General features: G+C 72.0%; 17 protein-coding genes. 11 read left to right on the forward strand and 6 right to left on the reverse strand.

What is annotated here, in order from left to right; all coding sequences use genetic code 11:
- Window positions 1–11 precede the first annotated feature (11 nt).
- Genes ACIQ87_RS11300 through ACIQ87_RS11315 form a run of 4 tightly spaced genes read left to right on the forward strand, consistent with a single transcriptional unit; the run spans window position 12 to window position 3932 of the window.
- Complete coding sequence (locus ACIQ87_RS11300) at window positions 12–974, forward strand: ABC transporter permease (protein ID WP_402404911.1); 963 nt, start codon at window positions 12–14, stop codon at window positions 972–974.
- A complete protein-coding gene (locus ACIQ87_RS11305; protein WP_402404914.1) occupies window positions 971–1957 on the forward strand; it encodes an ABC transporter permease in 987 nt (328 codons plus the stop codon). The genes ACIQ87_RS11300 and ACIQ87_RS11305 overlap by 4 nt, the downstream gene beginning before the upstream one ends.
- Entirely contained in the window at window positions 1957–2958 is a 1002-nt protein-coding gene (locus ACIQ87_RS11310) for an ABC transporter ATP-binding protein (RefSeq protein ID WP_402404917.1), read from the forward strand. The genes ACIQ87_RS11305 and ACIQ87_RS11310 overlap by 1 nt, the downstream gene beginning before the upstream one ends.
- Window positions 2955–3932, forward strand: a complete 978-nt coding sequence (locus ACIQ87_RS11315) for an ABC transporter ATP-binding protein (RefSeq protein ID WP_402404920.1) — start codon at window positions 2955–2957, stop codon at window positions 3930–3932. Before ACIQ87_RS11310 ends, ACIQ87_RS11315 begins: the two co-directional genes overlap by 4 nt.
- A gap of 242 nt (window positions 3933–4174) precedes the next feature.
- On the opposite strand, the gene soxR is transcribed toward ACIQ87_RS11315, so the two are convergent.
- Entirely contained in the window at window positions 4175–4648 is a 474-nt protein-coding gene (soxR, locus tag ACIQ87_RS11320) for a redox-sensitive transcriptional activator SoxR (protein ID WP_402404923.1), read from the reverse strand.
- Window positions 4649–4708: 60 nt separating this feature from the next.
- Between soxR and ACIQ87_RS11325 the strand changes: the two genes are divergently transcribed.
- Window positions 4709–6166: an MFS transporter gene (locus tag ACIQ87_RS11325; protein WP_402404925.1), complete on the forward strand. Its 1458-nt coding sequence runs from the start codon at window positions 4709–4711 to the stop codon at window positions 6164–6166.
- Between the two features lie 68 nt (window positions 6167–6234).
- Here the strand turns inward: ACIQ87_RS11325 and ACIQ87_RS11330 are convergent, their stop codons facing one another.
- Window positions 6235–8601 carry an immune inhibitor A domain-containing protein gene (locus ACIQ87_RS11330; protein ID WP_402404927.1) on the reverse strand — a complete coding sequence of 789 codons (2367 nt, stop codon included), beginning with the start codon at window positions 8599–8601 and terminating at the stop codon, window positions 6235–6237.
- A gap of 182 nt (window positions 8602–8783) precedes the next feature.
- Window positions 8784–10850, reverse strand: coding sequence for a prolyl oligopeptidase family serine peptidase (locus tag ACIQ87_RS11335; protein WP_402404930.1), 2067 nt, complete (start codon window positions 10848–10850; stop codon window positions 8784–8786).
- Between the two features lie 104 nt (window positions 10851–10954).
- On the opposite strand from ACIQ87_RS11335, the gene ACIQ87_RS11340 reads away from it, so the two are divergent.
- Both ACIQ87_RS11340 and ACIQ87_RS11345 read left to right on the forward strand, forming a co-directional pair.
- The gene (locus ACIQ87_RS11340) at window positions 10955–12127 is read left to right on the forward strand and encodes an aminotransferase class V-fold PLP-dependent enzyme (protein WP_402404933.1); all 1173 of its coding nucleotides are present in this window, start codon (window positions 10955–10957) and stop codon (window positions 12125–12127) included.
- Between the two features lie 163 nt (window positions 12128–12290).
- The gene (locus ACIQ87_RS11345; RefSeq protein WP_402405142.1) at window positions 12291–15146 is read left to right on the forward strand and encodes a DEAD/DEAH box helicase; all 2856 of its coding nucleotides are present in this window, start codon (window positions 12291–12293) and stop codon (window positions 15144–15146) included.
- Between the two features lie 390 nt (window positions 15147–15536).
- Here the strand turns inward: ACIQ87_RS11345 and ACIQ87_RS11350 are convergent, their stop codons facing one another.
- Window positions 15537–16025: an SAM-dependent methyltransferase gene (locus ACIQ87_RS11350; RefSeq protein WP_402404936.1), complete on the reverse strand. Its 489-nt coding sequence runs from the start codon at window positions 16023–16025 to the stop codon at window positions 15537–15539.
- A 41-nt stretch (window positions 16026–16066) separates the two neighbouring features.
- Window positions 16067–17443, reverse strand: coding sequence for a Tat pathway signal protein (locus ACIQ87_RS11355; protein WP_402404939.1), 1377 nt, complete (start codon window positions 17441–17443; stop codon window positions 16067–16069).
- Between the two features lie 280 nt (window positions 17444–17723).
- On the opposite strand from ACIQ87_RS11355, the gene ACIQ87_RS11360 reads away from it, so the two are divergent.
- Genes ACIQ87_RS11360 through ACIQ87_RS11375 form a run of 4 tightly spaced genes read left to right on the forward strand, consistent with a single transcriptional unit; the run spans window position 17724 to window position 21381 of the window.
- Window positions 17724–19148, forward strand: coding sequence for an ATP-binding protein (locus tag ACIQ87_RS11360; protein ID WP_402404941.1), 1425 nt, complete (start codon window positions 17724–17726; stop codon window positions 19146–19148).
- The gene (locus ACIQ87_RS11365) at window positions 19145–19753 is read left to right on the forward strand and encodes a hypothetical protein (RefSeq protein ID WP_402404943.1); all 609 of its coding nucleotides are present in this window, start codon (window positions 19145–19147) and stop codon (window positions 19751–19753) included. The genes ACIQ87_RS11360 and ACIQ87_RS11365 overlap by 4 nt, the downstream gene beginning before the upstream one ends.
- Entirely contained in the window at window positions 19740–20273 is a 534-nt protein-coding gene (locus ACIQ87_RS11370; protein ID WP_402404946.1) for a class IV adenylate cyclase, read from the forward strand. The genes ACIQ87_RS11365 and ACIQ87_RS11370 overlap by 14 nt, the downstream gene beginning before the upstream one ends.
- Before the next feature lie 13 nt (window positions 20274–20286).
- The gene (locus ACIQ87_RS11375; protein WP_402404949.1) at window positions 20287–21381 is read left to right on the forward strand and encodes a radical SAM protein; all 1095 of its coding nucleotides are present in this window, start codon (window positions 20287–20289) and stop codon (window positions 21379–21381) included.
- A 59-nt stretch (window positions 21382–21440) separates the two neighbouring features.
- Here ACIQ87_RS11375 and ACIQ87_RS11380 read toward each other — a convergent pair whose 3' ends face one another.
- A complete protein-coding gene (locus ACIQ87_RS11380; RefSeq protein ID WP_402405144.1) occupies window positions 21441–22343 on the reverse strand; it encodes a 5'-3' exonuclease H3TH domain-containing protein in 903 nt (300 codons plus the stop codon).
- Between the last annotated feature and the right edge of the window lie 15 nt (window positions 22344–22358).

Below are 22358 nucleotides of genomic sequence, written 5' to 3' on the forward strand. Positions count from 1 at the left end.
GGCCGGCAGCGATGAGTACCACCACTGAGCCCGCCGCCGTGGCCGACGCCACGGCGGGGGGCGCCAAGAAGAGCGCCGGGCGCGGGCCCTGGCGGCTGGTCTGGGACCAGCTGTGGGCCAAGGGCTCGGCCCGGTTCGGGCTGATCACCGTCGGCGTGCTGATCCTGATCACGGCGCTGGCCGGACCGCTCAGCGCGCTCGGCGGCTGGACCCCCGAGGAGTTCGACAAGCGCGCCGTCGACCCGTACCTGGGCGGCGTGCCCCGGGGCGACTTCGGCGGCATCAGCGCCCGGCACTGGCTGGGCGTCGAGCCGGGCAGCGGCCGCGACCTGTTCGCCCGGGTGTTGCACGGCGGGCAGGTCTCCCTGCTGATCGCCTTCACCGCGACGGCCGTCGTCGTGGTCGTCGGCACCCTGGCAGGCATCGCGGCGGGCTACTTCGGCGGGCGCGTCGACACCCTGCTGTCCCGGCTGATGGACCTCACGATGTCCTTCCCCTCGCTGATCTTCATGATCGCGATGATGTCGGTGGCCAAGGACGTCAACCGGATCCTGCTGATCACCCTCGTGATCGGTCTGTTCACCTGGCCCGGCATCGCCCGGGTGGTGCGCGGCCAGACCCTCTCGCTCAAGCACCGCGAGTACGTCGAGGCCGCGAAGGTCGGCGGGGCGCGCTCCTGGCGGATCCTCACCCGGGAGATCCTGCCGAACGTCTCCGGCCCGATCATCGCCTACACCACCCTGCTCGTCCCCGGCATGATCGCGACCGAGGCCGCGCTCAGCTACCTCGGCGTGGGAGTCCGCCCGCCGACCGCGTCCTGGGGCCAGATGATCGCCGAGAGCATCGTGCACTACGAGACCGACCCGACTTACTTCCTGATCCCGACCGCCTTCCTGTTCGTCGCCGTGCTCGCGTTCACCCTGCTCGGGGACGCGCTGCGCGACATCCTCGACCCCCGGGGAGGCCGGTCGTGATCCTCTACCTCGGCCGCCGGCTGCTCGGCGTGGCGGGCATCCTGCTCGCCATCTGCGCCATCACCTTCACCATCTTCTACCTGCTGCCCAACGACCCTGCCGCGGCCGCCTGCGGCAAGACCTGCAGCCCCGAGCGGCTCGCGGACGTCAAGGCGGCGATGGGCCTGGACAAGCCGGTCTGGGACCAGTTCCTCGCCTACCTCGGCGGCATCTTCGCCGGCCGCGACTACGGCTCCGGCCCCAGCGCGGTGCACTGCGGCTTCCCCTGCCTCGGCTACTCCTACGAATACGGGCTGCCGGTCTGGGACCTGCTCACCGACCGGCTGCCGGTCTCCATCTCGCTGGCCCTCGGCGCGGCCGTGCTCTGGCTGGTCCTCGGCCTCGGCGCGGGCGTCACCTCGGCGCTGCGCAAGGGCCGGCCGATCGACAAGGCGCTGATGGTGCTCTCCGTCGGCACCGCCTCGCTGCCGGTCTACTTCACCTCGATCATGCTGATCTGGGGCCTGGTCAGGACGGCCGGCGTGCTGCCCTACCCCTCGTACCACAAGTTCACCGAGAACCCCTTCGAATGGGGCTCCAACCTGCTGCTGCCGTGGATCGCGCTGGCCCTGCTGTACGCGGCGATGTACGCCAGGCAGAGCCGCAACTCGATGATCGAGACGATGGCCGAGCCGTACATCCGCACCGCCCGGGCCAAGGGCCTGCCGTCGCGGACGGTCACCGTCAAGCACGGACTGCGCTCCGGGATGACGCCGATCCTGACCATCTTCGGGATGGACCTCGGCGGGCTGCTGGCCGGGGCGGTCATCACCGAGTCGATCTTCGGCCTGCCCGGCGTCGGCCGGCTCTTCTACGACGGCCTGGCCCGATCCGACCAGCCCGTCATCCTCGGCGTCACCCTGCTCGCGGCCTTCTTCATCGTCGCGGCGAACCTGCTGGTCGACCTGCTGTACGCGTTCGTCGACCCGAGAGTGAGGTACTGATGGCCGAGCTGTTGGAGGTCGAGGACCTCAAGGTCGCCTTCGACACCCCGCGCGGCACCGTCCGCGCGGTGGACGGGATCTCCTTCACCGTCGAGGCCGGGCGCACCCTCGGGCTGGTCGGCGAGTCGGGCAGCGGGAAGTCCGTCACCTCGCTCGCCGTCATGGGCCTGCACCGCGGCGCCGCCGTCAGCGGCTCGATCCGGCTGAACGGGCAGGAGCTGAACGGTCTGGGGGAGCGGGAGCTGGGCACCGTCCGGGGCCGCCGGATCGCGATGATCTTCCAGGACCCGCTGTCCAGCCTGCACCCCTTCTACACCGTCGGGGAGCAGATCGCCGAGCACTACCGGGTGCACTTCAAGGCCAACCGCAAGGCCGGGCGGGCCAAGGCGGTGGAGATGCTGGCCGAGGTCGGCATCCCGGAGCCGGCCCGCCGGGTCGACGAGTACCCGCACCAGTTCTCCGGCGGCATGCGCCAGCGCGTCATGATCGCCATGGCGCTCGCCTGCGAGCCCGAGCTGCTGATCGCCGACGAGCCCACCACGGCGCTCGACGTCACCGTCCAGGCGCAGATCCTCGACCTGATCGCCCGGATCCAGCAGGAGCGCGGCCTCGGCGTCGTGATGATCACCCACGACCTCGGCGTGGTCGCCCGGGTCGCCCACGAGGTCCTGGTCATGTACGGCGGCCGGGCCGCCGAACAGGCCCCGGTGGACCGGCTGTTCGCGCAGCCCGCGCATCCGTACACGCGCGGCCTGCTGGACTCGCTGCCGCGCCTGGACGACACCGACGACGCCCCGCTGCGGGCCATCCCCGGCAGCCCGCCGTCGCTGATCGCCCCCGCCCCCGGCTGCTCCTTCGCCCCGCGCTGCGCCCGCACCACCGCCGCGTCCGCCGAGGAGCATGCCCGCTGCCTGGCCGAGCGCCCCCTGCTCGGCCTGTTCGCCCCCGGCCACCAGGCCGCCTGCCACCTGCCGCTGGTGCCGGAAGGGGTGTCGCGATGACTCAGCCGTTGCTCTCGGTACGGGACCTGGTGAAGACCTTTCCCGGCCGGCGCGGGCGCACCGGGCGGCCCGGTGCGCCGGTCCGGGCGGTGGATGGAGTGAGCTTCGACGTCGGCGCGGGCGAGACGCTCGGCCTGGTCGGCGAGTCCGGCTGCGGCAAGTCCACCACCGGGCGGATGATCGTCCGGCTGCTCGACCCGACCTCGGGCACCGTCACCTTCGACGGCACCGAGATCGGCGGGCTCTCCCAGGCGCGGCTGCGGCCGCACCGGCGCGACCTCCAGATGGTCTTCCAGGACCCGTACTCCTCGCTCAACCCCCGGCAGACGGTGGCCCGGATCATCTCCGAGCCGCTGCTGGTCCAGGGCGAGAGCGCGACGGCCGCGCGCAAGCGGGCCGCCGAGCTGATGGAGCTGGTCGGGCTGATCCCCGAGCACCTGGACCGCTACCCGCACGAGTTCTCCGGAGGCCAGGCCCAGCGCATCGGCATCGCCCGCTCGCTGGCCACCTCGCCGCGGCTGGTGATCGCCGACGAGCCGGTCTCCGCGCTGGACGTCTCCATCCAGGCCCAGGTGGTCAACCTGATGGAGCGGCTCCAGAAGGAGCTGGGGCTGGCGTACGTGTTCATCGCCCACGACCTCTCGGTGGTCAAGCGGGTCTGCGACCGGGTCGCGGTGATGTACCTGGGCCGGATCGTGGAGATCGGCGACAAGGCCGAGGTGTACGACAACCCCGCGCACCCGTACACCAGGGCGCTGCTGTCCGCCGTCCCGCTGCCCGACCCGGAGGCGGAGCGGACCAGGGAGCGGATCGTGCTGCTCGGCGACCCGCCGAGCCCGGCCGACCCGCCGCCCGGCTGCACCTTCCACCCGCGCTGCCCGAAGGCCCAGGACCTGTGCCGGACCGAGCGGCCGCTGCTGAGGATCGCCGGGGCCGGCGAGCGGCAGGCGGCCTGCCACTTCCCGGAGGCCTGAGGCGTGTCCCGCGGATCCCGTCGGCCCCGGCCCGGATCCGCGGGACACGGCCCGGGGCACCCATGACCCCCGGTCGGACGCGGCGGGGAACCCTGCGAGGGCCGCGTCCGACCGGGCTCCACCCTTTCCGTCCCGGGCCTCTCCCGTCCCGGGCCTCTCCCGTCCCGGGCCTCTCCCGTCCCGGGCCTCTCCCGTCCCGGGCCTCTCCCGTCCCGGGCCTCTCCCGTCCCAGCCCTTTGGTCTCAGTCCTCGACAGGCAGCAGGCCGTCCCCAGGCAGCAGCCGGCGCGGGCCCGGCCCCTCGGCGGCCAGCTCGTCCCCCGGGTTGAGCACCCGGCAGCGGCGCAGCGACACGCAGCCGCAGCCGATGCAGCCGGTCAGTTCCTCCTCCAGCCGTTCCAGCTCGGCCCGGCGGGCGCGCAGCTGCTCGGTCCAGCGCCGGGAGATCCGCTCCCAGTCGTGCTTGCCGGGCATCCGGTCCTCGGGCAGTCCGGTGAACACCTCGGCGACCTCGGAGAGCGGGATGCCGAGCCGTTTGGCGACCAGGATGAGCGAGATCCGGCGCAGCACGTGCCGCCGGTAGCGGCGCTGGTTGCCCGCCGTGCGCTCGGAGGAGATCAGCCCCTGGTCCTCGTAGAAGCGCACCGCCGAGGTGGCGATCCCGGCCCGCCGGGCCACCTCGCCGACGCTCAGCAGATCGACCGGTGCGGTGGTCATGGCGGCTCCTCGGCGGTCGGTCTTGACTTCAAGTTTTGTTGAAGTCCTAGCGTACCGGACGTGACCGAATCAGTTGCCGCCAAGAACGACACGACCCGGCCAGAGCTGGGAAGTTACCCTACGGAGTCGCCGTCCGCGGGAGCCACCGGTGGGTGGCGCGAACTCTTCTCCCGCCGCTACGCCGCCCCCGCCTCGATCCTGGCCGGCGGCGTCGCGCTGTACGCGATGAACCTCTACTTCACCGCCGCCCTGATGCCCTCGATCGTGGCCGACATCGGCGGCGAGCGGTACTACGCCTGGGTGGCCACCGGCTTCCTGACGGCCGCCGTCATCGCCTCGATGCTGGTCAGCCGGCTGCTGGACCGGCTCGGCGCCGCCCGGGCCTACGTGCTGGGCTTCCTGGTCTTCGGCGCCGGCGCGGTGGTCAACGCGCTCAGCCCGTCGATGGCGGCGCTGATCGCCGGCCGGGTGGTGCAGGGCCTCGGCGGCGGCCTGGTCGCCGGGCTCGGCTACGCCGTGATCCGCAGCGCCCTGCCGGAGCGGCTGTGGACCCGCGCGGCCGGGCTGGTCTCCGCGATGTGGGGCGTCGGCACCCTGGTCGGCCCGTCGCTGGGCGGACTCTTCGCCCAGCTCGGCGTCTGGCGCGGGGCGTACGTCCTGCTGCTGGCCGCCGCGCTGGTGCTGGCGGTGCTGGCCCGCCGGGTGCTGCCCGGGCGCTCCGGGGCGGGGCACGGCGGCGGCCCGGTGCCGCTGCCCTCGCTGCTGCTGCTCACCCTGGCGGCGGCCGTCTTCAGCGTCAGCTCGACCGTGCCGAGCGGCTGGCCGACGGCGTTCTGCCTGCTCGCCGGACTGGCGCTGCTGGCGGGCTTCGTCGCGGTCGAGCGGCGCGCGGCGGTGACGGTGCTGCCGCAGCAGACCTATCGGGCCGGCAACCCGCTGAAGTGGCTCTACCTGACCGTCGCGGTGCTCTGCGCGGGCGTGGTGACGGAGAACTTCATCCCGCTGTTCGGCCAGGAGCTGGGCGGGCTCTCCCCGCTGGTGGCCGGGTTCCTCGGCGCCACGACCTCGGCCGGCTGGACCACCGCCCAGCTGTTCAGCGTCGGCATCGAGTCGGCCCGCGGCCGGGCGCTGGCGATCCGCACCGCGCCGCTGGTGCTGGTCGCCGGTCTGCTGGTCTACGGGCTGTCGCAGACCGGGCACGCCTCCGGGCCGCGGGTCCTGCTGTGGGCGGTGGCGCTGTTCGGCGCCGGTACCGGGATCGGGCTGGCCTTCCCGCACCTGAGCGTGGCCGCGATGCGCAGCAGTAGCGACCCGGCCGAGGGCGGCAAGGCGGCCGCGGCGATCAACACCACCCAGCTGATCGCCTTCTCGGTGACCTCGGCGCTGGCCGGCACGCTGGTCAACCTGGGCGGCGACACCCCGGTCGACTCGGCTCGGTACATGACCTTCGGGACAGCCGCGATCACCGTCCTCGGGGTGGCGACCGCGGCCCGCACCGCCCGCAGCCTGGGGAGGTGAGGACACGGACCGGCCCCGGATCCCTTTCGTCGGGGGGATCCGGGGCCGCTTTCACACGGTTGCGCGGGTCAGGAGGCCGGGCCGACCCGGACGGTGGTGATCTTCCCGCCCTGGGACTCCCGGACGACCTCGATCTTGGTGTTGGTGTCCGGCACCTTCACCGTCAGCTGCGGCGTCGCCGGGTCGCCGTACACCCCGGTGTGGTCGTTGAACACCGGCACGGCCGGCTTCGCCGGGACGCGCACCGCGACGCCGCCCTTGTGCAGGGTGAACGGCGTGGTCGGCTTGAGCGAGAAGGGCGCGTCGTACGTCTGCGCCCGCCCGTTGACCAGGCTGCCGTCGGCGAAGCGGACCGGCGCCGGGTGGGCGTCGACCGGCAGGATCAGCCCGCCGCCGGGGTGGTCCTTGGTGTTGTTGTCACCGTACGAGGTGTCCCACAGCCAGACCAGGACGCCCTCCTGGTACGGGTAGTTGTCCACCACGTTGGCCTTGCCCGCGACGCCGCCGTAGCCGAAGTTGTACGGGCCGGTCTTCAGGAACGCCCCGTAGCCGGTGTAGCGGCGGTTCTCGGCGAGGTACGCGCGCGGGTGCTGCTTGACGGCGGTGCGGCCGGTGATGACCGTGAAGCCGCCGGCCGTCCAGCCGCCGGTGCCGTTCTCGGCGCCGTCGGCGAACAGCACGGCGGCGCCGGCGGTGGCCTTCACGGCGTCCACCAGCACGCCCCGGCCGTGGGTGTTGCTGTCCGAGGTGACGTGGAAGCGCAGCCGCACCTGCTGCCCGAGGTAGCCGTCCAGCGGGATGTGCAGCTGCTTGTAGCCGCCGGAACTGCCGCTCAGCCCGGGGGTGTTGGCGCTGGTGTTGCCGATCGGGGCGCCGTCCACGGTGCCGCCGAGGGCGGTCCAGTGCTTGCCCTGGTCGGTGGAGGCCTCGACGGTCAGGAAGTCGTAGTCCTGCTCGGTGTCGTACCAGACCGCCGCGTCCAGGGCGGCCGGGCCGGCGGCGGTGCGCAGGTCGACGTCCCGGGCGAGGGAGTTGTCGAGGTTGTCGCCGGTGTCGCTCCACCACTGCCGGCCGCCCTCGTACGGGTCGGCGAGGTCGGTGCTGGTGGTGCCGTCCGGCAGGTGGACGAGGACCGCCTGGGCCTGGTCGGTGTTGTAGCTGCTCACCCCGAGGGCGTGGGTGGAGCGGGTGGCGGCCTGCGCCTCGTCGTAGTCGAGCCAGCCGAACTGCAGCTTGCTCCAGGCGTCGAGGTCGCCGGGGTAGCCGCCGGTGGTGTTCGGGCCCTTGCCCAGGTAGGAGCCGGAGGACATCAGCGACCAGAAGTTGACGCTGTTGTCGCCGCCGCTGGTGGGGTACAGGTCGGGCAGGCCGAGGTTGTGGCCGTACTCGTGGGCGAACAGGCCGACGCCGCTGTTCTCGCCCGCCTGGACGTAGTCGTAGACGTACAGGCCGGTGTCGCCGACGGGGGCGCCGCCGATCCTGTTGCCCTCCGGGCCGGTCTGCCCGGTCGCGTCCGGGAAGGTCCAGCTGCGGTGCGCCCACAGCGCGTCGGCGCCCTGGGCGCCGCCGCCCCAGGTCTCGTCCACGCCCGCGTGCACCACCACGACGTTGTCCAGGTAGCCGTCCGGCTGGGCGAACTCGCCGTCCTTGTCGTGGTCGTAGCGGTCGTAGACGTCGTACTGGGCGAGCTGCGCCTTGATGTCGGCGGCGGAGCGGCCCTTGGCGATCTCGCCGTCGTACCAGGCCTTGACGGCGTCCCGGATGAACTCCTGGCCCTGGGTCCAGGCGCCGGAGCCCTGCGGGCCCTTGTTGCTGCCGTAGCGGGCCTCGTTGTACGGGACGGTGACCCAGTCGCTGACGGTGCCCTCGACGTCGTACCGGCCGGAGGACTGGGTGCGGTAGTAGTTGCGCATCGACACCGCGCCGGGCGTGTCGTCGAAGAACATCTTCTGGTAGTACGCGCGGTCGAAGTCCGCCGACCACAGGGTGTGGTTGTCGTCCTGGCCCGGCTTGGGGATCTGGTTGTGGCGCGGGCCGGGGGTGCCGCCGTAGCGCGGCTGGCCGTTCCACTGGGTGGTGCCGTCCACCTGGTCGCCGAACTGGGCGAGGATCACGAAGACCTTGTCCGTGCGCTGGTGCGCGAGCTGGACGTAGTCGTTGCCCACCTTCACCTTCGCCGGGGCCCGCTTGCCGGCGGCCTTGGCGACGGTGCCCTTGTTGAGCTGCTCCAGGGCCTTGCCGCGCAGCGCCTGGCGCTCGCGCTCCTGGGGCGCGAGCGGAGCCGGCGGGGCCTCGGCGCCCTGCTGGGCGTCGGCGGACGCGGCGGCGAGGGTGGCGGGGGTCGGGGGTGCGGCCTGGGCGGGGGTGCCCAGCAGGGTGGCCGCTATCGCACTCGTGGTGAGTGCGGCGGCGAGGGCCGCGGACAGTCTGCGCAACTGACCGGTCCTTTCCGGGGGATGGGGGTGCCTCGGTCATCGGTGGGTGAAGCGCAGGTAATATTTCACATGTCACGGGTTACGTGAAAGAGGTGTGCGGCAAGCGGAAGGGCGCCGCACCCGGAGGTGCGGCGCCCTTCGACTGCCGGACCGTCGGTCGGCGGCCCCGGCGCCGTGGTGGATCAGCCCAAGGAGGCTCGCAGGAAGGCGAGTTCGGCCTGGGCCAGCTGCTCCAGCAGCCCGCCCGGGGTCATGTGGGTGGCGCCGGGCAGCGGCAGCACGTTGTGCGGGCGGCCGGCCCGGGTGAGCGCCTGGGAGAGCAGCAGGGTGTGCGAGGGGTGGACGTTGTCGTCGGCCAGCCCGTGGATCAGCAGCAGCGGCCTGCTCAGGCCGGGCGCGTCGGGGAGCAGGCAGTCGTCGGCGTAGCCCTCCGGGTTCTCCTGCGGCAGGCCGAGGTAGCGCTCGGTGTACGCGGTGTCGTAGAGCCGGAAGTCGGTGGGCGGGGCGCCCGCGCAGGCGGCGTGGAAGACATCCGGGCGGCGCAGTACGGCGAGCGCCGCGAAGTAGCCGCCGTACGACCAGCCGCGCACGCCGACCCGGCCGAGGTCGAGGTCCGGGTGCTGCTCGGCGAGCGCGTGCAAGGCGTCGACCTGGTCGTCCAGCGCCACCTGGGACATCCGCCGGAAGATGGTGCGGGAGAAGTCCGGGGAGACGAACGGGGTGCCGCCGTTGTCGACGGTGACCACCGCGAAGCCCTGGTCGGCCCACCACTGCTTGAGCTGCCAGCGGCGCGGCTCGTTGGCCACCGCCTGGTAGCCGGGCCCGCCGTAGACGTCCAGCAGGACGGGCAGCCGCCGGCCGGGGACGTGGTCGCGCGGGTACACCACGGCGGCGGGCAGGGCGCGTTCGGTGACCCGGGAGCGCTGCGGCTCCACCCGGTGGGGCAGCGGCGCGCTGAGGTCGGTGAGCGCCAGCTCGTGGCCGTCGAGGCTGACGACGCGCCGGACGCCGCCGGCGTCGGCCGAGGTGAGCAGCAGGGTGTCGGCGGCGGCGAGCGCCGAGTGCAGGCCGGGGCCGGAGGTGAGCGGCTCGGGTGCGCCGCCGTCCGGGTCGATCAGGTGGACGTACTGGTCGAAGGGGTCGCCCTCGCCGGTCTCGCAGAGCAGTCGGCCGCGCAGCCGGCCGACGACCCGGCGGATCTGCAGGCCGGTGGTGTCCAGCGGCTTGCCGTCCAGCGCGAGGCCGCGGGCCTGCGGGGTGTCGTGGACGGTGAGCAGCCGGCCGTCGGCCAGCCGGGCGGGGGTGCCGGGCAGGTCGTCCACCCAGAACTCGTCGGTGGTGCGGGAGAGTTCGTCGGTCCTGCCGGTCTCCGGGTCGGCGCTCAGCAGCAGCACGTTCTGCTGCAGGCGGTCGGCGACGGTGAGCAGCACCTCCCCGTCGGAGGCCCAGGAGGCGGCGCAGACGTACGGGAACTCCTCGGCGTCCCAGTGCAGTCGGACCCGGGTGCCGTCGAGGCCGAGCACCCAGAGCTGGACGTCCGCGTTGGGGCCGCCGGCCTGCGGGTAGGCGAAGTCCTCGGGTGCCTTGCCGGGGTTCGCCGGGTCGGCGAAGTACCGCCGGGGGACGGCGGATTCGTCGACCCGGGCGGCCAGCAGCGCGCGGCCGTCCGGCCGCCACCAGTGGCCCCGGTGGCGGCCGAGCTCCTCGGCGGCGGCGAACTCGGCGACGCCCCAGCGGGCGCCGTCGGCGGGGGAGAGCGGTTCGAGGGCGGGGGTGACGAACAGGGCGTCCCCGGCGACGTAGGCGACGCGCTGCCCGGTGGCGTCCGGCCGGGGGTCGAACGCGGGCCCGGCGACCGGGAGTTCGTCGCTGGTGCCGGCTGCGGTGTCGGTGCGGAACAGCCGGCCGTCCAGGGTGAAGACGGCGGTGGAGAGGTCGGCGGTGGCGGCGTACGTGCCGATCCCGGCGGCGACCAGCCGGGTGCGCTCGCGCAGCCGGCGCTCGACGGCGGGCAGGTCGTCGCGCCGGCCGGTGCGGCCGGGCAGCAGTGCGGCCGGGTCGGCGACCAGCCGCTCCTCGCCCGTGGTGGCGTCGAGCAGGTGGAGGCGGTCGACCGGGTCCTCCGGACCGGTGGAGCGGAGCAGCAGCAGCCGGGTACCGTCCTCGGCGAAGGTGTACGCACGCGGCGCGCCGAAGGTGAACCGGCCGGTACGGGCGCTGAGGGCAAGGAAGGCGTCGGTGATGGTCACGGCCCGATGGTGGTCGCGAGGTGCGCGCCCCGACCAGTAGTCTGTCATGTGAAATGTCACACATCAGTGTGAGTGTCAGCCAGCGTCAGCCAGCGGAGGAAACCGTGATCGAGGACCTGCGGACCGCCGAACCCCCGGCCCCGTTGCCCGCCTCCGACGGGCTGTTCAGCGTGTCGCCGGGGGCGGCGCACCTGAACCACGGCTCGTTCGGGGCCGTGCCCGTCCCGGTGCAGCGGGCGCAGGAACGCCTGCGCGTCGAGCACGAGCAGGACCCGGACGGCTTCTTCGCCGACCTCCCGGCCCGGATCGCCGCGGCCAGGAGCCTGCTCGCCGCCGAGCTGGCCACCGACCCGGACCGGCTCGCGCTGGTCTCCAACGTCACCGAGGCGGTCGCGATCGCCCTCGACAGCATCCCCTTCGCGCCCGGTGACCGGATCCTGGTCACCGACCACGGCTACGGCGCGGTGACCCGGGCCGCGGCCCGCAAGGCCGCCGAGACGGGCGCGGAGGTCGTGGTGGCCCCCGTCCCCCTGGACGCCCCGGACGAACAGGCCGTCCGGGAGGCCGTGCTCGCCGCCGTGGACGACCGCACCACCGTCGCGATCCTCGACCAGCTCAGCTCGCCCACCGCCCGCCTGGTGGCCGGCCCGGCGCTGCTCGCCGACCTGCGTGCCCGCGGCGTCACCACCGTGGTGGACGGCGCCCACGCACCCGGCATGCTGCCCGCCCCGATCGACCCGAACGCCGACTTCTGGTTCGGCAACCTGCACAAGTGGGCCTTCGCCCCGCGCGCCACCGGGGTGCTCGCCGTCCGCCCCGAGTGGACCGCCCGGATCCGCCCGCTGGCGCTGTCCTGGGAGCACGACAAGGGCTTCCCCGGCAACGTCGAGTGGCGCGGCACCTGCGACTACACGCCCTGGCTGGCCGCCCCGGCCGGCTTCGAGCTGCTGCGCGGACTCGGCCACGCGGCGGTGGCCGCCCACAACGCCGCCCTCGCCGGGTACGGCCGCCGGGTGCTGGCCGAGCGGGCCGGCCTGGCCCCGCTGCCCGTGACGCCCGGGGTGTGGATGAGCACCGTCCGGCTGCCCGCCGGGTACGGCGAGAGCGAGCCGCAGGTGAAGGCGCTGATGGCCGAGGTGTGGCACCGGCTCGGCGCCCGGATCGCCGTCCGCCCCTGGGAGGGCGGAGGGGTGCTGCGGGTCAGCGCGCAGCTCTACAACCGGCCGCGGGAGTACGAGCGGCTGGCGGACGGGCTGGTGGAGCTGCTGAAGGGCTAGTCGGTTCGAATCCGACGCCTTCCCGATCACCCGGAGACATTTGCGACCATGGAACCGGGAGAGGAGTGATCCGGTCGCACGGAAAAACGGTGCTATCGATGTCAGTCCTCCCGGGTAACCTCTCGCTGAGATGCGAGATCACACCAACCACACCCGGACGGCGATGAACACCCCCGATCCAGAGCCCCAGGACGACCAGGAGCTCAGCCCCGCCGAGGCGTACGCGGCCAGCCGTCGCCGGGCCCAGGAGCAGGCCACCGCCCTGTACGGCTTCCAGCAGCTGTACGACTTCCCGCTGGACGACTTCCAGCTGGAGGCCTGCGAGACGCTGGAGGCCGGATCCGGCGTCCTGGTCGCCGCCCCCACCGGCTCCGGGAAGACCATCGTCGGCGAGTTCGCCGTGCACCTGGCCCTGGCCTCGGGCCGCAAGTGCTTCTACACCACGCCCATCAAGGCGCTCTCCAACCAGAAGTACGGGGACCTGGTCAAGCGCTACGGCGCCGCCAAGGTCGGCCTGCTCACCGGCGACAACAGCGTCAACGGCGACGCACCCGTGGTAGTCATGACCACCGAGGTGCTGCGCAACATGCTCTACGCGGGCTCCAGCACCCTCGACGGGCTCGGCTACGTCGTGATGGACGAGGTGCACTACCTCGCCGACCGCTTCCGCGGCGCCGTCTGGGAGGAGGTCATCATCCACCTCCCCGAGTCGGTCACCCTCGTCTCGCTCTCCGCGACCGTCTCCAACGCGGAGGAGTTCGGCGACTGGCTGGACACCGTGCGCGGCGGCACCAAGGTGATCGTCTCCGAGACCCGCCCCGTGCCGCTGTGGCAGCACGTGATGGCCGGCAACCGGATGTACGACCTGTTCGCCGACCCCGACCGGGACGGCCGCCCCAAGAACAACCTGAAGAACCCCGGCAAGGCCGTCAACCCCGAGCTGGTCCGGCTCGCCCGCTCCGAGCTCGACCGCAACCCGCGCGACCGCTTCGGCCGCGGCCGGGGCCGCTCGATGCCCAACGGCCGTCCCGGCCGGGTCTGGACGCCGGGCCGGGTGGACGTCATCGACCGGCTCGACGCCGAGGGCCTGCTGCCCGCGATCACCTTCATCTTCAGCCGGGCCGGCTGCGAGGCCGCCGTCCAGCAGTGCCTCAGCTCCGGGCTGCGGCTCAACAAGGACTCCGAGCGCGCCCAGGTCCGGGCCGTCGTCGAGGAGCGCTGCGCCGACATCCCCGACGAGGACCTGCACGTCCTCGGCTACTTCGAGTGGCTGGACGGGCTGGAGCGCGGCATCGCCGCCCACCACGCCGGGATGCTGCCCCGGTTCAAGGAGGTCGTCGAGGAGCTCTTCGTGAAGGGCCTGGTCAAGGCCGTCTTCGCGACCGAGACCCTCGCGCTCGGCATCAACATGCCCGCCCGCTCGGTGGTCATGGAGAAGCTGGTCAAGTGGAACGGCGAGACCCACGCCGACATCACCCCCGGCGAGTACACCCAGCTCACCGGCCGGGCCGGGCGGCGCGGCATCGACATCGAGGGCCACGCCGTGGTCCTCTGGCAGCGCGGCCTCGACCCGGAGGCGCTGGCCGGCCTGGCCGGCACCCGCACCTACCCGCTGAAGTCCTCGTTCCGGCCCTCGTACAACATGGCCGTCAACCTGGTCTCCCAGTTCGGGCGGCACCGCTCGCGCGAACTGCTGGAGACGTCCTTCGCCCAGTTCCAGGCGGACCGCTCGGTGGTCGGCATCGCCCGCCAGGTGCAGCGCAACGAGGAGGGGCTGGCGGGCTACCGCGAGTCGATGACCTGCCACCTCGGCGACTTCGACGAGTACATGGAGCTGCGCCGCCGGCTCAAGGACCGCGAGAACGAGATGGCCCGCGAGGGCACCAGCCAGCGCCGCGCGGCCGCCGTCGAGTCCATCGAGCAGCTGAAGCCCGGTGACGTCATCCACGTGCCCACCGGCAAGTTCGCCGGCCTCGCCCTGGTCCTCGACCCGGGCCTGCCGCCGGTCAACCGCTCCGGCCGGGGCGGCCCGCGCCACCCCGACTACCAGGACGGCCCGCGCCCGGTGGTGCTCACCGCCGAGCGGCAGGTCAAGCGGCTCGCCATGATCGACTTCCCGCACCCGGTCGCCGCCATCGAACGGCTGCGCATCCCCAAGTCCTTCAACCCGCGCAGCCCCCAGTCCCGGCGCGACCTCGCCTCGGCACTGCGCACCAAGGCCGGACACCTGGAGCCCGAGCGCTTCCGGCGCGGCCGCGCGGCCGCCGCCGACGATCCGGAGATCACCCGGCTGCGCACCGAACTGCGCCAGCACCCCTGCCACGGCTGCTCCGACCGTGAGGACCACGCCCGCTGGGCCGAGCGCTACCACCGGCTGCACCGCGACACCGACCTGCTGGAACGCCGGATGCGCTCGCGCACCCACACCATCGCCCGCACCTTCGACCGGGTCTGCGCGCTGCTCACCGACCTCGGCTACCTCAGCGGGGACACCGTCACCGACGACGGCAAGCGGCTCGGCCGGCTCTACGGCGAACTCGACCTGCTCGCCTCCGAGTGCATCCGCGAGGGCGTCTGGAGCGGCCTGGCCGCCGCCGAACTCGCCGCCTGCGCCTCGGCGCTGGTGTACGAGGCCCGCCAGTCCGACGACGCCGGCGCCCCCCGGGTGCCGGAGGGCGCGGCCAAGGAGGCGCTCGGCAAGATGGTCCGGATCTGGGGCCACCTGGACGCCCTGGAGGAGCAGCACCGGATCAACACCGCCGAGGGGGTCGGCCAGCGCGAGCCCGACCTGGGCTTCGCCTGGGTCGCCTACCGCTGGGCGCTCGGCCACAACCTCGACCAGGTCCTGCGCGACGCCGACATGCCGGCGGGCGACTTCGTCCGCTGGACCAAGCAGCTGATCGACGTCCTCGGCCAGATCCAGGACGCCGCCGGCGAGGACGCCGAACTCCGCAGGACGGCCCGCAAGGCCGTCGACGGCCTCCGCCGCGGCATCATCGCCTACTCCTCCGTCGGCTGACCCTTCCGGCAAGAGGGGCCCGCACGTTCACACCGAACGTGCCGGGCCTCTTTGCTTCCACACGGCGAAAGGGAGGGGAGGCCGCCGGTACCCCAGCGGCCCCCCACCCCCCACCCCCCACCCCCCGTGCGGCTTCGGCTTCGCCTCGCCGCTGGAGCTTCCACACCGTTGCGCGGGAAGTCGGCCCAGCCGACTTCCCGCGCAGAAAATGCCTCTGCCCCCGCCGACGGCGGGGGCAGAGGCATGTGACGGTAGAAGCGAGGATTTTTCCGTTGCCGCTTCGGCGGGGCCGAAGCGGCAACGGGATTGTGAGGGGTTGTGCGGGAGGTCGATACGGTCGACTTCCCACGGAGAAGAGGCAGCCGGAACGAACGAGGTGATGCCGGACCGTCAGGACGTGGGAGGCATCGGGGCGAAGTAGTCGCGGAGCATCTCGGTGGTCCATGCGGGTTGGCGCACATCTCCGCGCGGTCCGAACTCCTTGAACCAGGGCTTCACTTCGAGGACCGGAGTGCCGTCGATGGCGTCCAGGTCCTCGACGTGCAGGTCCAGGCCATCGACCTTCACGAGACGGCAGCGCGAAGACCCGAGCCAGTTGATCCGCCGCATGTTCCGGTGGCCGAACACACCGACTTCGGGCCAGTCCGGGTTGTCCCGGGGGCGGCGCGCACCGAAGTTCAGGTCGGTCGGGTCGGTCCTGTGGAACCGGAAGATCACGTCGAGGTGGGAGAACTCCTCCAGCCCCTTCGTTGCGTCGAGCGGGAACCTGTCTCCGTCGAGGCGGATGATGGCGCGGGTTCCTCCCCAGTAGTCGTCGGTCGGTTCCGTGCGGCCTCCCACAACGTGTCCGAGCGCTTCCACGCTGAAGACATCACCCACGTGCTTCCCCTCCTCTGAACGGACCGCGCCAGGACAGCGGGTCAGGTGGTGGCGGCCAAGTACTCGGCGGCGCGCCTGTCGACGGTGTCGATGGTCGACACTTTCCGCCCGCGGTAAGGGGACAGAGCACTGCGAATCTGCAATGCGACGTCTCGAGTACGGGCGGAGCGGACGGTCTGCATGGCGTCGAGCGACTGGGACCAGATCGTGCAGGCCTCCTCGATGGAATGCTGCTTGGCCTTCACGAGGCCGAGGTGGCCGAGGGTGACCGCGTGGGTCCGGGTGAAGGACGAGACCCGGCGGGTCACGACGCTGCGTTCGAACTCCCTTGCTGCACCTTCCAGATCGCCGATGTCACGAAGCGCCGATGCCGTCTCGTGTGCCAAGGACGCCTCGCCGAAGAAGAACACCCGCGCCGGTTCGTCGTCGCCGGCCGAAGCCGCTGACAGGTCGCGTTCGGCCTGGAGCAGCGCGGCGTTCGCTTCGGCGGTGCGGCCCGCGGCGGCCAGGGCACGCGCGTGGACGACGCCGAGCAGGGAACGCTCGCGCGAGCTGGCGAGCCGGTATCGGTCGCCGGCCAAGGACGCCTCAGCAACTCGGACGGCGTGGCGCGGCTTGTGAAGGTCGACCGCTTGGTGGGCCATGGCGCGCAGGACGTGGCCGGCCATCGCGGGGTCGTCGGCCTCGGCCGCCAGCTTCACGGCGACGGTGTAGTAGTGCTGAGCGGTGGGGTGCTCGCCGTTGTCGAACGCCGTCCATCCAGCCAGGTAGGCGAGCTCGGATGCCGCGGAGAACATGTCACGCCGGATTCGGTCGGACGAAAAGGTGCCTTGGAGGAACTCTCCGACGTCCGTGAGGAGATACTGCGCGACCGCCGTGCGTCCGTGTCCGCCGCCGCGCCGCTGGTCGAGCTGGGAGAAGAGCCCCGTCATCTCCCGAACGGCGTCCACGTCGGCCTGACCGGCACGGCGGTGGGTGATGCCACGGCTGTCCGTGCGGGCCATGTGTTCCCACCAGCTGCCGGGGGGAATGTTCAGTGCCCCGAGCGAGTACGTGAGCGTGCGGAGGAGCTGTCTGCGTTCCACGTCAACGTCGATCCGTCCAAGAGCCGCCAGAGCCTTCAGCGTATCCAAGTCCCAGTCTCGTAGATCCGTTTGCTCGTCCCCGAACCCCATCGCCGCAAGGGTGATGTCACGGTTCAGCCAGCTGGTGAGCACCTCCGCGAGGTACTGAGGGATGTTCCCGGAGGGCATCACGCCTTGGCGGACCCACTGCGTGACGGATGCCCGGCTCGGGCGTGCCGGATCGTTGTGGCGGGCCGCGACGCCGCACAAGGCCCGGAAGAGGGCTTCGTTGGGCCGGCCGGTTTCCCGAATGAGCCGGCCCAGCCGCTCATTGGGTTGGTGAGTACGCCCCATGGGGGTCTCCTGGAGATGCCGTTTAACCGGTTTAACAACGGACGGTCGCCAATACCTTACTCTCAGCCAACTCGGACGGTTTGCTGTTCGTGCAAGGCAGTTGCAGGGCTCGTACTGCGAACGTTCCGTCATGTCCGGGCGGCGGTGAGGCCTGTCTTCGAACTGTCCCGACCCCGAGCGAGTGAGGCGCCCCATGGATCCCGGATCACGCATCATCACGACGAGGTTCCCCGCCGAACGGGAACGGATCGGCGAGCTTCGTTGCTGGGCCAGGACGGTCATGCCGGTACTCGATCTCGGCCTGGACGCCCGGCAGCACGGTGACGTGCTGGACGACGTCGAGCTCGTCCTGTCCGAACTCGGCACCAACGCCGTCCTGCACGGCTGCGGTGGCGACCGGCCGGACGTGAAGCTGACCGCTTCTCTGATGTGCGCCCCGGGTGTGCTGCGGGTGTCCGTGGCTGATCCGGGCGGGGGTACGCCCGAATACCGGTCGGCGAGTGATGAGGCGACCTGCGGCCGTGGTCTGACGCTGGTGATGGGGGTCGTGTCCCGCTTCGGCGTCGAGAGCCTCACCGAGGGCGGCAAGGAGATCTGGGCCGAGATCGAGCTGCCTCGTCCGGTGCGGTCGAGCAGATCGTCGCTCGCTCGCCCGTCTCGGCACACGACCTGGCGTGGGTCGAACCGGACCGATCTCGCCTCTCTCCCATCCACCCGCTCCGTACCCGAGGACTGCGCCGTGAGTGTCGGACCGCGCACCAGAGCGCTGCTCAAGACCGTCGCCCCGGCCCGCAGGTTGGACATCGCGGCCTCCTATGAGGCACTGACGCAAGCCTGCGTGTTCACCGGCGACGACGTTGCGAAGGCCGAGCTGGTCAGCGACAGCCCGAACCACCTGTGGTCGCTCGGATTGCGCTCGCACGCGCTCGCCATCGTGCACCAGCACGTGGATGAGGCGTGGGCGCTCGTCAAGAGCGCGCAGTTGCTGAAGAGGAACCGGGTCGCCGTCACTTCCCCCCAGTACGCCGAGGTCCGGGTGGCTGCCGACGGCCAGGCCGTCACCTTTTGGCACCGCCCGGGGCGGCGGAGCCCGGATACGTCGCTGTCAGCCTGGGTGACCGCCCTCATTCACCGCATCGACGCCGCGTCGAGGCCGTGGCTGGGGGAGCACGACCCGTTCTCCGGCGTGCTGGACGGCCTGGACGACGCCCCGCTGGACGTGGCCGCCCGCCGGTTCCTGCGCGAGCGCGCGACCCAGCTGCGCGAGGAGTGGGACTACCTCGACTGGCCGACACCGGACACCGTCATCCTGGGCGTCCTCGGCATGGCCCCGGTCCATGACGACGGCGTCCACGTCGGCCTCCTGCTGCGCCGCCCGCTCCAGCGCGGCCACCGCGAATGGGACCTCGTCGCTGCCCGCTGGCGCTCCGAACTGCTCACCGGCCCCCGTGATGACCACCGGACCTACGCCGACACCTACCTCTCGTACGAACGCGAGGACCGGCTCCCACCGCACCCCTACATCGGCGCCTGGTCCGGCTACCAGGTCGTTCGCGACCTCGTCGTTCTCACCACCGTGATGGACACGGCGCGCCGCGCCCACCTCGACACCGACACCCGCCGACAGGCCGCCCACCGCGTCGCCTGCCTGCGCGGAGCCCACCAGGCCCCCTGGAACTGGGGCCCGCGAATGGAGTCCACATGAATGTGACCCGAGGACTCTTCATCACCGTTGACGGTCTCAGCGCGAGCGGGAAGACCACCGTCGTCCCGCTGGTCGCCGTCCTCCTCGACGGCGTTCACCTCACGGACGGGACATTGCCGACGTTCCCCCGCACGCGTGCGGAGGTCGACGCCACGGGGATCCTGCCGGCGCGCTTCCACTGGTGGATGATGGCCAACCACATCAAGTCCGAGACCGCCCGCGCGCTCATCGAGACCGGCCGAACGGTCGTGGTCGAGTCCTACTTCCCGCGCACGATCGCCACGCATACGGCGATGGGGTACGGCTGCGCGCCGGCGTATCCGTCCGAGGCCCTCGTCCCGGACGTGCCGATCCTCCTGGAAGCGGACGAACACGTGCGCCAGGAACGACTTCGCCGGAGGGCCGAGCAAGGGACGCTGACCTACTGGCACCAGCGTGAGGAGCCGAACGTGGCAGAGAGCGCCCGCGTCTACCGGGCGTTCGGCCTGTTGCCGGTGTCCGGCACCGCCCGTACGCCCGAGGAGGTGGCGCGCGGCATCGTCGAGGTCGTGCGCTCGCATGTCCGTACCGCATCGAGGAAGGCAAATCTCCATGACCGTAACTGAGTTCGAGGCAAAGGTCCTCGGCATCGAGCCGGAGGCGATGCGCGCGCTCCTGACCGGGGCCGGGGCTGAGCACCTGGGGGACCGCTTCCAGCGCCGCTACGTCTACGACATCCCCGGGCGGACCGGCGCATGGGTCCGGCTGCGTGACACCGGTACCGACGTCACGCTGTGCGTCAAGGAGATCCACTCCGACGCGATCGACGGTGTGACGGAGACGGAGACGACCGTCGGCGACTTCGATGCCACGAACACGCTCCTCGGCAAGCTCGGCTACAAGCCGAAGGCGTACCAGGAGAACCGTCGGTCCTCCTGGAGGCTGGGTGGTGCGGCCGTCGAGATCGACCACTGGCCGCTGATCCCCCCGTACTTGGAGATCGAGGGCGTCAGCGTCGAGCACGTCCACGCCACCGCTCTGACGCTCGGGCTTTCGCCGGAGGAGCTGACGAGCGAGAACACGACCAAGGTCTACCGCCGGTACGGGATCGACATCGAGACGATTCCCCGGCTCACGTTCGAGTGACAGGAGACGAACCTTGTCAGCTACCCAACGTCCGGCGGTCCGGGTCGTCCGGGACAGGACCATCCGCATCAAGGTGATCGACGACTGCGGACTGGCCTGCACGTTCTGCCACAACGAGGGGACGCCGGTCACCGCCGACAACCGGGGCCGCACGCTCCTGCCCTTCGCCGCGGGCCCTGGCAGGACCGGGCGGGTGTCGATCTACAGCGAGACGAACGGGGTCGACTTCCTGGCCGCCAGGATGGCCCCGGACATGGCCTTCCGGCGGGCGGTGCGAACCGTGGCGAGGGCGTTCGACGCCGACGAGGTCCACCTCACCGGAGGGGAACCCACCCTCCACGCGGAGGTGCCCGCGCTGGTCGCGGCGCTCACCGGCATGGGGCTGGGCGTCGGGATGACCAGCAACGGGGAGCGCGGTCGGCAGGTGATGCCGCAGTGTTCGGCGGCCGGACTCAACCGGGTCAACGTCTCGGTTTTCGGCACGACCGCCGAGGAGCTCGGGGCCGTGCAGTCCGAGCGGTTCAGGTCGGCGGGTCTGGCCGGGACGAAGATCCGTGCCGCGGAGCAGACCGTCCGGGCCGCCGTCTCCAACGGCGTCAAGGTCTCGGTGAACATCGTCGTTCCCGGGACGGCGCACGTGGACCGGGTCGTCAACCTGGTCGAGTCGTACGGCCAGTTCGCGGACGTGCGGATGCTCACGAGCATCCAGCACGGACCGGAGTCGGTGGCGGCGATCTCCGAAGTGCTGGCCCGGGTCGGCGCGGAACCGGTGCTCCGGACGTTCACCGCCGGGACCTCCGACGAGCGCACCCTGTACCGGGCGCTCGGCGGTCGGGCGGTGTACGTCAAGCGGCTGCTGCCCGTACGGCTCCCCGGTACCTGCGCGTCGTGCCGGTTCAACAACGACACGGACTGCGAGGAGGGCTACTACGGCATCCGCGTGTACCTCACCGACCAGGGGGAGTACATGGTGGGTGTCTGCATCCAGCGGATGGACCTCTGCGTTCCCGTGGCCGAGTTGCCGAGGAGCGGGATCGTGGAGGAGGTACGGGCCTTCAAGGACGCCGAAGTCCTGCGGCTGACGCGTGAGTACGGCACGGCCGCCTGACAGGAGGTCGAACCAGGAGGCGCTCCGCGGCCGGCCCGGGCGGGGCCGGCCGTGGCTGCTCAGCGGGTGGCGAGGGATTCGAGGAGGCGGTCGAGGGAGGTGCCGAGGCCCCAGCGGGTGGAGAGTTCCTCGAGGGTCATGGGGTAGAGGGGTTCGCGGGGGAGGACCGGGTCGAAGTCCGGCAGTGGGGCGTCGTCGGCGACGCGGACGACCTTGGGGGCGACGTCGAGGTAGGCGGCGCCCTCGACGATGTTGCGGCGGCGGGCGGGGGTGAGCTTGGAGGCGACGTCGAGGGCGGCGGCGCGGATGGCCGCGAGGTCGCCGTACTCGTTGATCAGCTGGGCGGCGGTCTTCTCGCCGATGCCCTTGACGCCGGGCAGGCCGTCGGACGGGTCCCCGCGCAGGGCGGCCATGTCGGTGTACTGGGCGCCGCGCACGCCGTACTTCTCCAGCAGCAGCGCGTCGTCGGTGACCTGGAGGTTGCCCATGCCCTTGACCGGGTAGAGCACGGTGATCCCGCGGGCGTCGTCGACCAGTTGGAAGAGGTCGCGGTCGCCGGTGACGATCTGCACCGGCCCGGTGGCGCGGGCGGTGAGGGTGCCGATGACGTCGTCGGCCTCGTAGTCGGGGGAGCCGACGCGGGCGATGCCGAGGGCGTCCAGCACCTGCTCGATCACGGGCACCTGCGGGGCCAGGGTGTCGGGCACCTCCTCCTCGCCGTCCTCGGCCGCCTCGGCGACCCGGTGGGTCTTGTAGGAGGGGACGAGGTCGACCCGCCACTGCGGGCGCCAGTCGGCGTCCATGCAGGCCACCAACTGGTCGGGCCGGTGGTCGTGGACCAGCCGGGCGATGAAGTCCAGCAGGCCGCGGACGGCGTTGACCGGCTCACCCTGCGGCGAGCGCAGGGTGTCCGGTACGCCGTAGTAGGCCCGGAAGTAGAGGCTGGCGGAGTCGAGCAGCATCAGTCGCGGTGCGGT

It is taken from the genome of Kitasatospora sp. NPDC096204 (assembly GCF_044763205.1).
GTDB lineage: Bacteria > Actinomycetota > Actinomycetes > Streptomycetales > Streptomycetaceae > Kitasatospora.